Below are 13280 nucleotides of genomic sequence, written 5' to 3'. Positions count from 1 at the left end.
CTGGGCCCGACGACGAAGAGAGGACAGAACCGATGACCGGGATCATCATCGACAAGCGCTTTTGCGGTCCTCCGAACTCCGGGAACGGCGGCTATGTCTGCGGGCGGCTGGCCCGCCACATTCCCGGCGACGGAGAGGTGACGCTACGCGCGCCGCCTCCCCTGGACAAACCGCTCGCTGCGGTCGCGACCGACGACGGCACATGGGAGCTTCGCGACGGCGCCAAAGTCGTCGCGACCGGGCGAGCGACGAGCGTTGAACTCACGCGCGTAGAGACAGCCACCTTGCAGGAAGCACGCGCAGCCGAATTGCTGACGCCTGTGAAACCGCACGAGCATCCGCTGCCGAACTGTTTCGTCTGCGGTCCCGCAAGAGCGAAAGGCGACGGCCTGCGCATCTTCGCCGGTCCGCTCGGACGTCACAACGCCGTTCTCGCGGCGAGTTGGACGCCGGCTGCTAATCTGACAGCCGAAGATGGTTTGGTCGCGCCAGAATTTCTCTGGTCGGCGCTCGATTGTCCTACCGGCTTTGCCTGCAATTGCGATCAGCAGAGCGCGACCTTCGACAAGACGCCACTGCTGCTGGGCCGGATGTCGGCACGGATCGAAGCCCGGCCGCGCCCCGGAGACCGCTGCGTCATCACGGCTTGGCCAACCGGCCGCGACGGCCGCAAGCGTACGGCCGAGGCCGCGCTCCACGATGAAGCCGGGAAGTTGCTGGCCGTGGCCCGTACGACATGGATTGCGGTGGAACGCGAGGTGCAGCTCGGGCGTACCTCGTAGGGTGGGCAAAGGCGCGAAGCGCCGTGCCCATCACTCCTATCTCAGCTCCGTTGAGCGACATGGTGGGCACGCTTCCGCCTGCTCTCTTCGAGCTACGGCGGACAAGTCGCTTTGCCCTCCCTACCTCTAATCACGCAACACATCCGTCGCCGCACCTTCGGCCTGCACCAATCCGCATTCTCCTGCACGCCAGCGGCCGCGCTTGCGACGGTTTACCTTGCGTCAAGCACGCCCGGCAATCGATGGCTGTCTTAAAAGGCTTGTTAGGAGCGGTCATCGTTGTTGGCGCCCGGAATACGGGGACGCTCTGCAATGCAATCGGACGAGGGACTCTACAGTGCGCCACGCTGGCGCCTGACACGCTGGCTCGCCGAGCCGGGGCTAGGTGTTCCCGACGACATCCGCGCCGCGCTCATTGTCCAGCTCTATGGATCGTTGCCGGTTTTTGCTGCCGGCGCCGTCAACACCGTTGCCGTCGCCGCCGTGATCGCTGGCCGCAAGCAGACCGCACCATTCATTGTCTGGCTGGTCATGGAGATCGCGATCAGCCTGGCCCGCCTCGCCGTGCTCGTCAGCGCGCATCGCAGGGCGCGTGCCCACCGCCCGACGCCGACCGACCTTCATCTCCTGCTCGCGGTCGCCTGGAGCGCCAGCGTTGGATTTGGCGTCGTTGCCAGCCTGGCCAGCGCGGACTGGGTCGTCGCCATGCTGGCCTCGCTCTCGGCGGCGGCGATGGTCGGCGGCATCTGCTTCCGCAATTTCGGCGCGCCGCGGCTGGCCGGGACCATGATCCTGCTGAGCCTCGGTCCCATCATCCCCGGCGCTGCGTTCGCCGGCGAGCCGCTGTTCTACATCGTCTACCTCCAGGTGCCGATGTATCTGGCCGCGATGACGGCCGCCGCCTTCCGCCTCAACCGGATGCTGATCACCACCATGCGCGCCGAACGCGAGAACAGCCATCGCGCGCATCATGATGCACTCACGGGGCTGCTCAATCGCGCGGGCTTCGTCGAGGCGCTCAGCGCCAGACTTGGAGCCCACGCCGAACGACGGTTCGCTGTGATGTTCTTCGATCTCGACGACTTCAAACCGGTCAACGACACGTTCGGACATGCGGCGGGCGACGAGGTCCTGAAAGCGGTGGCCGGGCGCGTGCGCCGGGCGCTGCCGGACGGCGCGGTGGTCGCCCGGATGGGCGGGGACGAGTTCGTCGTGCTCGTCGACGGCGTCACGGCCGAAATGGCCCAGGAGGCGGGACACCGCCTCATCAGCGAGGTCGCCGTCTCCTATGAGCTCGGCGGCGAGGTGCGCGCCGGTGTCGGCGCCAGCGTCGGCATTGCGATGTCGCCGGATCATGGCGCCGAAGTCGAGGAATTGCTCGCGGTCGCCGATGCAGCACTTTACGAGGCGAAGTCAGGCGGCAAATCGCGTTGCTGCCTGGCCTCGGTCGAGACCAACCTCGCCGCGTTACGTCGCCTCCAGCAGAGCGGCCCGAAAGCCCCGGTCGCAAGCGCCGCCTGACGCAGTACGACTAACGCACCCCACAAGCGCGATCTCGTAGGGTGGACAAAGGCGCGTAGCGCCGTGCCCACCACTGCTGTCCCGGCACGTCGATTGATGGTGGGCACGCTTCCGTTTTGCCCACCCTACGCTGTCGTCTAAACTAGACTGGACAGTGCCCAAACGTCGCTAGGGGCTCGCAGCGAGCGCCTTGAGCTCGGCCGCGGCCGCCTGTGCCTCCACGAAGGTCGGCGGGCAATCGGCAAGCGCCAGTCCGAAAAGCCGCCGCGCCTGCTCTTTCGCACCGCGTTGCAGGGCGAACTCGGCGGAGTAGAAGTTCGCCTCACATATTTGGCCAGACCGCTTAGCAGGAAGCGGATCGTTGGCTGCTCGCAACACCTCCTCTGCCGTCACTTCTCCAAGAAATAGTCGGACAATGGGAGCAGGCCAAGCAGTCATATCGAGCTTCATCGTCGCGGCCGCAAGCCGGCTCGGCGCTCCGCTGCGCATGCTTACGATCTCTCGCCACAACGCTGCGTAGACATCCCTGGGATCGAGCGACGTTGCTCGATCGAAATCCGCGAGAGCTTTGGTCAGTGAGCCGCTCTGGAAGTAAGCGAGCGCCCGTGACCGATGGGCCAACGCATCTTCTGGGTCCAATTGGATTGCCCGGTCGGCGTCGACGATTGCGCGGGCGAAGTCGCCCTTTGCGTTGTAAGCTCTGGCTCGGTAATCAAACGCGTCCTTATCTCTCGCGTTGATCCGAAGCGCTTGATCGTAGTCATCAATAGCGTGATCGATGTCCCCCTTTTCATAATACGTGGCGCCGCGCGCCAGAAATATACGGCCATCAATTCCTTCCGGCTCGCTCGCGGCGGCGTCTCCGCCGACGGGAGCGGCAAGATCGTCGCCCTTGCGATTTGGCTCATTTTGATTCTTTCGAAGCGCCTGATCCTGAGATGTGAGTTGCACCGACCGGGTGTAGTCGCCAATCGCCCTGTCATAGTCTCCCTTCCTTGAATAGATGAGACCTCGGGCGTAGTGGGCAATGCGATTCCTTGAGTTCAGTTGAATCGTGCGGTCGAGATCGGCGAGAGCGCGGTCAAAATCTCCGAGATTATAATGCGCGACGGCTCGGCAGTAGTAAGCGCGTTCGGCCGTCGGATCGGCTTCGATTGCAGCGCTGTAGTCTGCAATGGCGAGCTCGTACTCACCCTTGATGTTGTTAGCACTGCCTCGATTGAAATAAATCCGAGCAATGTTCTGCCGATCGTACTCGTCCAGCCGCAGTAGCGAAGTACAGGCCGCAATTCGTTCGTCGGGCGAGACTTTGGTCTGGGCGCTGCACTTCTGTTCGTCAGCAGAGTTTGCGGCCGCAGGCGAAACAAGCGCGATCATTGCCAATGTCGCTACCGTACTCGAGAGCACGCGGCCTACCCTTCCGATCATGGAGCCCCCGATGATATCAAGCAGCTCGTCATAGCAATCGGAAGGGCTCTTGCACAGCTCTTGGTTGCAAAAACCCAGCCAGATCGAGGTCAGGTCATTCCCTGGATCATCCCCTGCAACCGCACCAACTCCGCCTCGAGATCGCGCTCCACGTCCGCTGCCCGGATCTCCAGCACGCGATAGTCGCGCGCCTCCAGCCACGTCCGCCGGCCCGCGCGATCGGCCGCGATGGTCTCGCCCTCGCCCGGATTGACCAGCTCGATCGCGATCCGGTGCGGGAACGAGACGAAATCGGGAATGTGGCGGCCGACCGGGGTCTGGCGCTTGAACGCTCCTGCGAAGCGGCGGTCGCGGGTCAGGGCCTGCCAGAGCAGGCGCTCGGCATCGGTCGGGTTGCGGCGGAGCAGGCGAGCAAGGCCGCGCACGGTCGAGCCGCTGTCGGGCACGCCGCCGCCCTGGCCGTGCTCGGCGAGAAGCGCGCGCAGGCGCGTGGCCTGCTCGCCGTCGAGCACGCCGCCCTTGGCCGGGCCCTTGCGCCCTTCCGCGATCGCCATCACGACCCCGTGCAGGGTGTGCATGTCCTGCTTGGTCGGCTCCATGCGGCTAAAAATGTTGCGCAGATTGACCAGCATGGTGTCGCGTTTCTCGGCCGGGCGCAGGAATTCGACCCGGTCGAGCTCGCGGATGAGATTGTCGAAGAAGGCCTGCATCTGGTGCTGCGAGGCGCGTTCGGAACGCTCGGGCATGCTGTGCGGCAGCTCGCCTGACGTTGCCCGCTTGAACCATTCATAGCCGACCAGCAGCACGGCCTGGGCGAGGTTGAGCGAGGCAAAGCCCGGATTGACCGGGAAGGTGATGATGCGGTTGGAGAGGCCGACCTCCTCGTTGGTCAGCCCCCAGCGCTCGCGGCCGAACAGGATGCCGGCCTTGCCGCCTGTGGCGATGTGCCCCGAGATCTCGGTCGCAGCCGCCTCGGGCCCCACCACCGGCTTGGCCTGGTCATGGGGACGCGCGGTGGTGGCGAACAGCAGGTCGAGATCGGCGACCGCCTCGCCGACCGTGTCGAACAATTCGACTTTTTCCAGAATGTAGTCGGCACCGGCGGCGGCCCGCTGGGCCGCAATGTTAGGCCAGCCGTCGCGGGGGTTGACGATGCGCAAGGCGCCAAGCGCAAAGTTGCCCATGGCGCGCGCACACATGCCGATGTTTTCGCCGAGCTGCGGCTCGACCAGGATCACGATGGGACCATCGAGGGCGAGGCCCACCTTGCTCTTGTCAGTCCCCGACATCTCGTTTCGCTTTCACACTGGTTCGCAAGGCCTCGGGTTCTCAAGACCTTGGGTTCTCAAGGCCTTGGCAAGGCGTTCTTCAGGAATTGATTCAAAGCCGGCCTTGCCCCGATCCTTGGGGCCGGCCGCCCGTTCGCCTGTCGTTTGCCTGTCCTGACGAAATTCTCAAGGGAAATAACGGGTTGGATTCGACTTTTGAATCTCTTCTGAAGCCTGAGGCCCGCCCCCGCGGCAGGGCCCGTCCCGCCCCCCATCTGGGCAAGCTGGATGAGCTAAAAGTGCATAATCCCTTGGCTTTCGCCCGCTGCAGTCCGGTGCTAAGAGGCGGCGGATATTCCCGTGGCGCGCCAAAGCGCCGTTCCCAAGAGGCTTCCCCGATCATGGCAAAAATCAAGGTGTCCAACCCCGTCGTCGAACTCGATGGCGACGAGATGACCCGGATCATCTGGCAGTACATCAAGGACAAGCTGATCAATCCGTACCTTGATGTCGAGCTGCTGTATTTCGACCTGGGCATGGAGTACCGCGACGAGACCAACGATCAGGTCACCATCGACGCCGCCGAAGCCATCAAGAAGGTCGGCGTCGGCGTCAAGTGCGCCACCATCACCCCGGACGAGGCCCGGGTGAAGGAGTTCAATCTCAAGCAGATGTGGAAGTCGCCGAACGGCACCATCCGCAACATCCTCGGCGGCGTGATCTTCCGCGAGCCGATCATCTGCAAGAACGTGCCGCGCCTGGTTCCCGGCTGGACCAAGCCGATCATCATCGGCCGCCACGCCTATGGCGACCAGTACCGCGCCACCGACATCAAGTTCCCCGGCAAGGGCACGCTGACGATGAAGTTCGTCGGCGAGGACGGCACCGTCATCGAGAAGGAAGTGTTCAAGACCCCGGGCTCCGGCGTCGCGATGCAGATGTACAATCTCGACGACTCCATCATCGACTTCGCCCGCGCTTCGTTGAACTACGGCCTGCTGCGCAACTACCCGGTCTATCTCTCGACCAAGAACACGATCATGAAGATCTATGACGGTCGCTTCAAGGACATCTTCCAGGACGTCTTCGACCGCGAGTTCAAGAAGGAATTCGACGCCAAGGGCCTGACCTACGAGCACCGCCTGATCGACGACATGGTGGCGTCGGCGCTGAAATGGTCCGGCGGGTATGTCTGGGCGTGCAAGAACTACGACGGCGACGTGCAGTCCGACACGGTCGCTCAGGGCTACGGCTCGCTCGGCCTGATGACCTCGGTCCTCCTCACCCCCGACGGCAAGACGGTGGAAGCCGAGGCCGCCCACGGCACGGTGACCCGCCATTACCGCGAGCACCAGAAGGGCAAGGAGACCTCGACCAACTCGATCGCGTCGATCTTCGCCTGGACCCGCGGCCTGTCGCATCGCGCCAAGCTCGACAACAATGCCGAGCTCGCCAAGTTCGCGAGCACCCTGGAGAAGGTCTGCGTCGACACCGTCGAGGAAGGCTACATGACCAAGGACCTCGCGCTCCTGGTCGGCGCCGACCAGCGCTGGCTCTCGACCACCGGCTTCCTCGACAAGGTCGCGGAAAACCTCACGAAAGCGTTGGCGTAAGCCCGCGCATTATTTTCGTCTGATCGGGGTTAGACATTATGGGCCGCGCCTGGGCGCGGCCCATTCATTTTGACACCGTTGCGCGGAGGCCACCCATGTCCATCGTCAAGTTCGCCGTCCCCTGCCTGCTGCTCGCGGCCGTGGCCGGACCCACCGCAGCCGCGGAGCCGCTCCCCGAGGCCATCGCCGCGCCCGGCGAGAGCGTCGTGCTCAGCGTCCACGCCGAGGGCGCGCAAGTCTATGAGTGCAAGGGAGGCACCGACGGCAAGCTCGCCTGGGCTTTCCGCGAGCCGGTCGCGACGCTCCTCGCCGAGGGCAAGACCGTCGGCCGGCACTATGCCGGCCCGAACTGGGAGCTTGCCGACGGCAGCGCCGTGGCCGGCAAGGCCATCGGCAACGCGCCGGGTGCGACGGCCGCCGATATCGCCTGGCTGAAGCTGGAGGTCGCCTCGCGCCGCGGCAGTGGCGTGCTGACGCCTGTCACTACGGTCCAGCGCATCAACACCCATGGCGGCAAGCTCGATGGTGCCTGCGACAAGGCCGGCGAATTCAAAAGCGCGCCCTACTCGGCCGAGTATGTTTTCCTGAAGAAGGGCTGACCGCTCAGCGGTCGGTGGCCTCGCGCTCGGCCTGCGCCAGTTCTGCCGCCGCGAGGTCGCCGGTCTCCTCCAGCCGCGCCTTCGCGGTCATCTGGACGTGGGCGGCGAGCGTCGGCATGCGCTCGATCAAAGCGTGAAAATCCTGGGCGTCGAGCAGCAACAGTCGGGTCTTGCGCGTCGCCGTCACCGTGCCGCTGCGTTTTGTCTTATGCAGCAGCGCGATCTCGCCGAAGAAGGTGCCGTCGCCAAGCCGCACCTGCTGGCTCGGCAGCGCGATCTCGACCTCGCCGGCAGTGATGAAATACATCGACGAGGCGGCGTCGCCGCGGCGGACCAATATCTCGCCCTGCTCGATGGTGCGGGCGCGGAGCAACCGCATGATGTCGGCAATCTCCGCTGCGCTGAGATGCGAGAACAGCGGCACCCGCGCCAGCATGCCCCAGGTGACGACGAAATCGCGCCGCCTCACCTCCTCGGCAAAGGCGGTCGAGATGATCGCGACCGGCAGCGCGATCATGGCAAAGCCGCTGATGATGGCGAACACCGAGATGAACTTGCCGAGCGGCGTCACCGGCACGACGTCACCATAACCGACGGTGCCGAGCGTCACGATCGCCCACCACATCGCATCCGGAATCGTGCCGAGCTTGTTAGGCTGCACATCACGCTCGATGGCGTAGAGCAGCGAGGCGAAGGTCAGTACCACACCGATCAGGATGACGATGCAGCCGATCAGCGCACGCCGCTCGGCATGGATGGCCGCGAGCAGCGAGCGCATCGCCGGCGAATAACGGATCAGCTTGAAGAACGGCAGCACGCCGAGCCCGGCCAGCGTCGCGTGCCGGCCTGTGGCGAGCACGATTCCCGCCGGCAGGAACGCCATGAGATCGATGATGCCGAGCGCGGAGAAGGCATAAGAGAGCCGGTCGGACAGCGCGGAGCCGTTGCGCTGGGTGTGCCCCGCCACGGTCCACAGCCGCGCCAGATATTCGAGCGCGAACACGATGACAGCGAGGACGGCGACCGCGCTGAACAGCGTGTCGAACCGCGCGTCGAGCTCCGGCACCGAGGCGAGGATCATCGCGACCACGTCGAGCACGATGACGCTGATGATCACCTGGATGAAGCGCGACCCGATCGAGTAGGCGAGCGGATCGTGCTCCAGCAATTCGTACAGGCGATCCCTTAGGTTGGGATCGGCCGAGCCACGTCCTCGCGGAACGAGGCGCATGGGATTTTAAGCGCCTGCCATCGCTTTTTCGATCGCCGCGAGCGCCTCGGGCGCCTTGGCGCCGTCGGGGCCGCCGGCCTGTGCCATGTCGGGACGGCCGCCGCCGCCCTTGCCGCCGAGCGCCTCGGAAGCGACGCGCACCAGGTTCACGGCATTGAAGCGCGCGGTGAGATCCGCGGTGACGCCGACCACGATTCCGGCCTTGCCGTCCTCGGTGACGCCGACGATGGCGACCACGCCGGAGCCGATCTGCTTCTTGCCGTCATCCGCAAGGCTCTTGAGATCCTTCATCTCGATGCCCTCGACCGCGCGCGCCATCAGCTTGACGTCGCCGACCTCGCGCACGCCTGCGGCTGCGCCATTGCTGCCGGCGGACGCGCCGCCGCCCATCGCGAGCTTCTTGCGGGCGTCGGAGAGCTCGCGCTCGAGCTTCTTGCGCTCCTCCATCAGCGCTGTGATGCGCGCGGGTACGTCGTCGATCGAGGTGCGCAGCTCGTTGGCCGCGGTCTTCGCCAGCGCCATGGTCTCGTTGGCGTGCCGGCGTGCGTAATTGCCGGTCAGCGCCTCGATGCGGCGCACGCCGGAGGCAACCGCGCTCTCGCCGGTCAGCGTGATCAGGCCGATGTCGCCGGTGCGCTTCACATGGGTGCCGCCGCAGAGCTCGACCGACCAGCCGAGCACATTGGCGCCGCGCTCACGTGCGGTCCTACCCATCGAGACGACGCGGACCTCGTCGCCATATTTCTCGCCGAACAGGGCGCGCGCCCCGGCCTCGCGGGCCTCGTCGACGCCCATGACGCGCGTGGTGACCTCGTCGTTCTCCAGCACCACGTCGTTGGCGATGTCCTCGACGCGGGCGAGCTCTTCCGCCGTGATCGGCTTCGGATGCACGAAGTCGAAGCGCAGGCGGTCGGGCGCGACCATCGAGCCGCGCTGGGCGATGTGATCGCCGAGCACCTGGCGCAGCGCCTCGTGGATGAGATGCGTCGCCGAGTGATGCGCGCGGATCGAGGAGCGCCTGCCGTGATCGACCTCGAGCTGCAGCGCAGTGCCGAGCTTCAGCTCGCCGCTCTCGACGGTGCCGACGTGAACAAAGAGATCGCCGAGCTTCTTCTGCGTGTCGGTGACGCGGAACTTGATGCCGCCTTCGCCGCTAAGCACGCCGGTGTCGCCGACCTGGCCGCCTGACTCCGCGTAGAACGGCGTCTGGTTGAGCACGATCGCACCGGTATCGCCGGCCTTGAGGCTGGCGGTTTCCTTGCCGTCCTTGACCAGCGCGGTCACGACGCCTTCAGCGCTCTCGGTCTCGTAACCCAAAAATTCCGTGGCCCCGAGCTTCTCGCGCAGTGGGAACCAGATCGCCTCGGAGGCCGCCTCGCCAGAACCCTTCCAGGACTCGCGCGCCTTGGCCTTCTGGCGCTCCATCGCGTCGGTGAACGAGGCCTGATCCACGCCGATGCCGCGCGACTTCAGCGCGTCCTGGGTCAGGTCGAGCGGGAAGCCGTAGGTGTCATACAGCGTGAAGGCGACGTCGCCGTCGAACATGTCGCCCTTTTTCAGGGACGCGCTCTTCTCGTCGAGGATGGCAAGGCCGCGCACCAGCGTCTTGCGGAAGCGGGTCTCTTCCAGCCGCAGCGTTTCCTCGATCAGGTTCTCCGCGCGCATCAGGTCGGGATAAGCCTGGCCCATCTCGCGGACCAGCGCCCAGACCAGGCGATGCATCAGCGGCTCTTTCGCACCCAGCAGCTGCGCATGGCGCATCGCGCGGCGCATGATCCGGCGCAGCACGTAGCCACGGCCCTCGTTCGACGGCAGCACGCCATCCGCGACCAGGAAGGCCGAGGAACGCAGATGGTCGGCGATGACACGGAACGAGGCGACGGTCTGCTCGTTCGGCCCGCTGCCGAGCGCGGACGCGGTCGCGTCGATCAGATGGCGGAACAGGTCGGTCTCGAACACGCTGTCGACGCCCTGCATGATGCAGGCCATGCGCTCGAGGCCCATGCCGGTGTCGATCGAGGGACGCGGCAGGTCCACGCGCTCCTCCTTCGTCACCTGCTCGTACTGCATGAACACCAGGTTCCAGAATTCGAGAAAGCGGTCGCCGTCCTCTTCCGGCGAGCCCGGAGGTCCGCCCCAGATATGGTCGCCGCGGTCAATGAAGATCTCGGAGCACGGGCCGCACGGCCCGGTGTCGCCCATCGCCCAGAAATTGTCCGAGGTCGGGATACGGATGATGCGGTCGTCGGAGAAGCCGGCGATCTTCTTCCACAGGCCGGCCGCCTCGTCGTCAGTGTGGTAGACGGTGACGAGCAGCTTGTCCTTCTTGAGCCCGAACTCCCGCGTGATCAGGGTCCAGGCCAGCTCGATCGCGCGCTCCTTGAAATAGTCGCCGAACGAGAAATTGCCGAGCATCTCGAAGAAGGTGAGATGGCGCGCGGTGTAGCCGACATTGTCGAGGTCGTTGTGCTTGCCGCCGGCGCGCACGCATTTCTGCGACGTGGTGGCGCGCTGATAGGGCCGCTTCTCGACGCCGGTGAAGACGTTCTTGAACTGCACCATGCCGGCATTGGTGAACATCAACGTGGGATCGTTGCGCGGCACCAATGGCGAGGACGACACGATCTCGTGGCCGTTCTCGGCAAAGAAGTTCAGAAAGGTCGACCTGATCTCGTTGACGCCGCTCATGTTCATCCAATCGGGTGTGCTTGGACCCGCGATACGCCATCCAAACCTGGCATTTGGGCTGATATCTGCGGGTCAAAGCGCTTTTAGACAAGGCCAGCTGCGCTGTCCAGAAACTGTGCAAGGAGATCAGTGAGTTGCCGCAGGCGCGCAATTCCGTTGCAATCCCGTTGAAAGCCGCCAAGTGCGCGTTGACAGGCTTGGCCGGCCTGTGGTCTCTACCCATCTGTATCGTACGGCCACGTCGGGAGAGACCGGCTTTGGTGCCGGCGCCGAAGGAGCAACCGCCCCGGAAACTCTCAGGCAAAAGGACCGCGTGGCTTTGACGACATCTGGAAAGAGGCGCCGACGGGCTTAAGGCCCGGACTGCGTCCGCCGACGGGATAATACTCTCAGGCACAGCGACAGATGGGGCTTCGACTGGTTAGCTCGGGGAATCGTCCCCGGGGAACCACCGAGGGCCCCGTGATGCTTGCGCGCGACGACCAAGATTCCCTGAAAAATACGCCCCTCCACGGGCTTCATGTCTCCCTCGGCGGCAAGATGGTGCCGTTCGCGGGCTATGACATGCCCGTGCAGTATCCCGCGGGCGTCCTGAAAGAGCACCTCCATACCCGTTCCTCCGCCGGCCTGTTCGACGTCTCCCACATGGGCCAGCTCGCGCTTCGGCCGAAATCCGGCAACGTCGAGGACGCCGCCCGCGCGCTGGAACGGCTGGTGCCACAGGATATCGTGGCGATCGCCCCGGGACGGCAGCGCTATGCCCAGTTCACCAATCCGGATGGCGGGATTCTCGACGATCTGGTGGTCGCCAATTTCGGCGATCACCTGTTCCTGGTCGTCAACGCCGCCTGCAAGGCCGAGGACGAGGCGCATCTGCGCGCGCATCTCTCGGGCGACTGCATCATCGAGCACCTTCAAGACCGCGCCCTGATCGCGCTGCAGGGCCCGAAGGCGGAAGGGGTGCTGGCGAAATTGTGTGCAGAGGCCCCCGCCATGAAGTTCATGGATGCCGGTCCACACAAGGTCGCCGGCCTCGACTGCTTCGTCTCGCGCTCCGGCTACACCGGCGAGGACGGGTTCGAGATTTCGGTCCCCGCGGCCGATGCCGAGCGCCTCGCAAAAACGCTGCTGGACAATCCCGATGTGATGCCGATCGGCTTAGGGGCCCGCGACAGCCTGCGGCTGGAAGCCGGGCTCTGCCTCTACGGCCACGACATCGACACCGCGACCACGCCGGTCGAGGCCGCGCTGGAATGGTCGGTGCAGAAGAGCCGCCGCAGCGGCGGCGCCCGCGCCGGTGGCTTCCCCGGCGCCGAAAAGATCCTGGCTCATTTCGATAACGGCGCGAGCCGCCGCCGCGTCGGCCTGCGCGCGGAAGGCCGCGCGCCGGTGCGTGAAGGCGCGCTGCTGTTTGCCGATGTTGCGGGCGGCGAGCCGATCGGAAAGGTCACCTCGGGCGGTTTCGGCCCGAGCCTGAGCGCGCCGGTCGCGATGGGCTATGTGCCCACCGCATCGAGCGTGCTCGATACAAAACTCTTCGCCGAGGTGCGCGGCCAGCGGCTGCCGCTCACGGTCGCCGCCATGCCTTTCGTGAAAAACACCTACAAACGCTGAGGACTTAAGAAAATGACCACGACGCTGTACACCTCCGACCATGAATGGCTGGCCATCGACGGCGATGTCGCCACCGTCGGGATCACCGATTACGCGCAGTCGCAGCTCGGCGACGTCGTATTCGTCGAGCTGCCGAAGGTCGGCCGCAGCCTGAAGAAGGCGGAAGCCGCCGCCGTCGTGGAATCGGTGAAGGCCGCCTCCGACGTCTACGCGCCTGTCACCGGCGAAGTGCTCGAGACCAACGACGCGCTCGCCGCCGAGCCGGCGCTGGTGAACTCGGATGCGCAAGGCAAAGCGTGGTTCTTCAAGATCAAGATGGCCGACAAGAGCGAGCTCGGCGGCCTCATGGATGAAGCCGCCTACAAGGCCCACACGGCGTGAGATGACGAGAACAGCCGCCCCATACTCGGTGTCATCACCCGCCTTGTGCGCACTGCGCACTGGGGCGGGTGATCCAGTACGCCGCGGCTTCTCGGTTCCAGCCGTGTCGCCTGCGTTTACTGGATGCCCCGCCTTCGCGGGGCATGACAAAGAAA

10 protein-coding genes and 1 riboswitch are annotated in these 13280 nt (G+C 65.1%); of the genes, 6 read left to right on the top strand and 4 right to left on the bottom strand.

Translation table 11 applies throughout. The annotated features are described in order from the left end of the window. The first annotated feature begins 32 nt into the window (after positions 1-32). Together OWC48_RS29225 and OWC48_RS29220 are read left to right on the top strand one after the other, a co-directional pair. Entirely contained in the window at positions 33-782 is a 750-nt protein-coding gene (locus tag OWC48_RS29225; protein ID WP_282523096.1) for a PaaI family thioesterase, read from the top strand. A 312-nt stretch (positions 783-1094) separates the two neighbouring features. Further along, entirely contained in the window at positions 1095-2303 is a 1209-nt protein-coding gene (locus tag OWC48_RS29220) for a GGDEF domain-containing protein (RefSeq protein ID WP_282523095.1), read from the top strand. 168 nt (positions 2304-2471) lie between these two features. On the opposite strand, the gene OWC48_RS29215 is transcribed toward OWC48_RS29220, so the two are convergent. Both OWC48_RS29215 and OWC48_RS29210 read right to left on the bottom strand, forming a co-directional pair. Continuing rightward, positions 2472-3680 (bottom strand): tetratricopeptide repeat protein, encoded by a 1209-nt coding sequence (locus tag OWC48_RS29215; protein WP_282523094.1) that lies wholly within the window; start codon positions 3678-3680, stop codon positions 2472-2474. A 140-nt stretch (positions 3681-3820) separates the two neighbouring features. Beyond that, on the bottom strand, positions 3821-5020 hold the full coding sequence (locus OWC48_RS29210; RefSeq protein ID WP_282523093.1) for a TrmJ/YjtD family RNA methyltransferase: 1200 nt from the start codon (positions 5018-5020) through the stop codon (positions 3821-3823). A gap of 380 nt (positions 5021-5400) precedes the next feature. Here OWC48_RS29210 and OWC48_RS29205 point away from each other — a divergent pair, with 380 nt between their 5' ends. Together OWC48_RS29205 and OWC48_RS29200 are read left to right on the top strand one after the other, a co-directional pair. Then, on the top strand, positions 5401-6612 hold the full coding sequence (locus OWC48_RS29205; RefSeq protein WP_282523092.1) for an NADP-dependent isocitrate dehydrogenase: 1212 nt from the start codon (positions 5401-5403) through the stop codon (positions 6610-6612). Between the two features lie 95 nt (positions 6613-6707). Next, positions 6708-7211, top strand: a complete 504-nt coding sequence (locus tag OWC48_RS29200) for a DUF3455 domain-containing protein (RefSeq protein ID WP_282523091.1) — start codon at positions 6708-6710, stop codon at positions 7209-7211. 4 nt (positions 7212-7215) lie between these two features. Here the strand turns inward: OWC48_RS29200 and OWC48_RS29195 are convergent, their stop codons facing one another. Then, on the bottom strand, positions 7216-8442 hold the full coding sequence (locus OWC48_RS29195; protein ID WP_282523090.1) for a cyclic nucleotide-gated ion channel: 1227 nt from the start codon (positions 8440-8442) through the stop codon (positions 7216-7218). 6 nt (positions 8443-8448) lie between these two features. Next, a complete protein-coding gene (alaS, locus tag OWC48_RS29190; RefSeq protein ID WP_282523089.1) occupies positions 8449-11130 on the bottom strand; it encodes an alanine--tRNA ligase in 2682 nt (893 codons plus the stop codon). A 232-nt stretch (positions 11131-11362) separates the two neighbouring features. Continuing rightward, positions 11363-11451, top strand: a riboswitch (glycine riboswitch). Positions 11452-11595: 144 nt separating this feature from the next. On the opposite strand from alaS, the gene gcvT reads away from it, so the two are divergent. Both gcvT and gcvH read left to right on the top strand, forming a co-directional pair. Continuing rightward, positions 11596-12744 carry a glycine cleavage system aminomethyltransferase GcvT gene (gene gcvT, locus OWC48_RS29185; protein ID WP_282523088.1) on the top strand — a complete coding sequence of 383 codons (1149 nt, stop codon included), beginning with the start codon at positions 11596-11598 and terminating at the stop codon, positions 12742-12744. Positions 12745-12756: 12 nt separating this feature from the next. After that, entirely contained in the window at positions 12757-13125 is a 369-nt protein-coding gene (gene gcvH, locus OWC48_RS29180) for a glycine cleavage system protein GcvH (protein ID WP_282523087.1), read from the top strand. Positions 13126-13280 lie beyond the last annotated feature (155 nt).

It is taken from the genome of Bradyrhizobium sp. Arg816 (assembly GCF_029989365.1).
GTDB lineage: Bacteria > Pseudomonadota > Alphaproteobacteria > Rhizobiales > Xanthobacteraceae > Bradyrhizobium.
Note: the sequence above shows the minus strand (reverse complement) of the source record. Positions and strands in the feature narration are given on the sequence as shown.

What these genes read in the sequence shown, in the direction of transcription:
- OWC48_RS29205 (WP_282523092.1), top strand. Translation starts at nt 5,401, where the DNA reads ATGGCAAAAATCAAGGTGTCCAACCCCGTCGTCGAACTCGATGGCGAC.
- gcvT (WP_282523088.1), top strand. Translation starts at nt 11,596, where the DNA reads ATGCTTGCGCGCGACGACCAAGATTCCCTGAAAAATACGCCCCTCCAC.
- OWC48_RS29200 (WP_282523091.1), top strand. Translation starts at nt 6,708, where the DNA reads ATGTCCATCGTCAAGTTCGCCGTCCCCTGCCTGCTGCTCGCGGCCGTG.
- OWC48_RS29210 (WP_282523093.1), bottom strand. Translation starts at nt 5,020, where the DNA reads ATGTCGGGGACTGACAAGAGCAAGGTGGGCCTCGCCCTCGATGGTCCC.
- OWC48_RS29225 (WP_282523096.1), top strand. Translation starts at nt 33, where the DNA reads ATGACCGGGATCATCATCGACAAGCGCTTTTGCGGTCCTCCGAACTCC.
- OWC48_RS29220 (WP_282523095.1), top strand. Translation starts at nt 1,095, where the DNA reads ATGCAATCGGACGAGGGACTCTACAGTGCGCCACGCTGGCGCCTGACA.
- OWC48_RS29215 (WP_282523094.1), bottom strand. Translation starts at nt 3,680, where the DNA reads ATGATCGCGCTTGTTTCGCCTGCGGCCGCAAACTCTGCTGACGAACAG.
- gcvH (WP_282523087.1), top strand. Translation starts at nt 12,757, where the DNA reads ATGACCACGACGCTGTACACCTCCGACCATGAATGGCTGGCCATCGAC.
- alaS (WP_282523089.1), bottom strand. Translation starts at nt 11,130, where the DNA reads ATGAGCGGCGTCAACGAGATCAGGTCGACCTTTCTGAACTTCTTTGCC.
- OWC48_RS29195 (WP_282523090.1), bottom strand. Translation starts at nt 8,442, where the DNA reads ATGCGCCTCGTTCCGCGAGGACGTGGCTCGGCCGATCCCAACCTAAGG.